General features: G+C 59.3%; 1 protein-coding gene. It reads right to left on the bottom strand.

The genetic code is table 11. From position 1 onward, the window contains the following. On the bottom strand, positions 1 to 159 hold a 159-nt coding region (locus HCU76_RS36425; protein ID WP_213959988.1), incomplete at its 3' end, for a biotin carboxylase N-terminal domain-containing protein. Positions 160 to 268 lie beyond the last annotated feature (109 nt).

Here is a 268-nt window from a genome sequence, read left to right on the forward strand (position 1 = left end):
CGCGCCGATGTGCACGGCCTCGTCGGCCAGCTCGACATGGCGGGCTTCCTTGTCGGCGTCGGAATAGACGGCCACCGTGAGGATGCCCATCTTCTTCGCGGTCTTGATGACGCGACAGGCGATTTCGCCTCTATTGGCGATCAGGATTTTCTTGAACATGTTGTACTTCCTGTTCTTTCAAAGTGGGATGTTGCCGTGCTTGCGCCACGGGTTCTCGAGCTTCTTCTCGCGCAGCATCACCAGCGAGCGGCAGATGCGCTTGCGCGTC

This window comes from Variovorax sp. dw_308, assembly GCF_019207085.1.
In the GTDB taxonomy this organism is placed as follows: domain Bacteria; phylum Pseudomonadota; class Gammaproteobacteria; order Burkholderiales; family Burkholderiaceae_C; genus Variovorax.